Source organism: Bradyrhizobium sp. SHOUNA76 (assembly GCF_023006445.1).
Classification (GTDB): domain Bacteria; phylum Pseudomonadota; class Alphaproteobacteria; order Rhizobiales; family Xanthobacteraceae; genus Bradyrhizobium.
On the sequence record NZ_JALBHA010000999.1, the window covers coordinates 1 to 861 of the forward strand.

Sequence of the window (861 nt, forward strand, 5' to 3'; positions counted from 1 at the left end):
TGGCGTCGAGCGGGCCGCCACCAGCCTGTCCGAGATCGCAAGTTCGCTCTCCGCGCAGTCGCAGGCGGTCGCCGCGGCCTCCACTCAGGCCCTTGGCAGCTCGCAGACCGTCTCGGCCGCGGCCGAAGAGCTGAGCGCCTCGATCCGCGAGATCGCAAGCCAGGTCGCGCGGACCAGCACCGTCACCAAATCTGCCGTGGCCGGCCGCGAGCAGGCGCGTTCGACCATTCAAGCGCTGGCCGGATCGGTGAAGAAGATCGCCGAGGTCTCCGACCTCATCGGCGGCATCGCCGGCCAGACCAACCTGCTGGCGCTCAACGCCACGATCGAGGCGGCGCGTGCCGGCGAGGCAGGGCGCGGCTTCGCTGTGGTCGCCGCCGAGGTGAAATCCCTGTCGGACCAGACCGCCAAATCCACCGAGGAGATCACGCGGCTGATTACCGAGATCCAGGCCTCGACGCAGGCTGCGGTCGATGCCGTCGAGACGATGGGCGGGCACATCGTCGAGATCGATGGCGTCGCGACCTCGGTTGCCGCCGCGATGGAAGAGCAGGACGCCGCCACGCGGGAGATCACGCGGTCGATTTCCGAATCGGCGTCCGCGGCGAAGGAGGTCTCGGCCAAGATCGGCAATGTCAGCCGCGACGCCGCTTCCGTGAACGAGCGCGCCGCGGAGGTCAGGCAGGCGATTGCCGGCATGGCGGCCAATCTCGAACAGCTACGGTCGGTCGTCGTGCGGACCGTGCGCGACTCGACCGCGGCAGCCTGAGCCCGGCGGCATCTCGGCCGCTGGGCCCGGGAGTGTGATCGTGCAGTATGGCCCGGGACAGGGGCATCGTGGTTCATGACATCTCCACAATT

Annotated in this window: 1 protein-coding gene; it reads left to right on the top strand. The window is 68.9% G+C overall.

Going from position 1 to position 861, the window contains the following annotated elements; genetic code table 11:
- On the top strand, positions 1–769 hold a 769-nt coding region (locus tag MOV74_RS39260), incomplete at its 5' end, for a methyl-accepting chemotaxis protein (RefSeq protein ID WP_246932989.1).
- Positions 770–861: the final 92 nt, after the last annotated feature.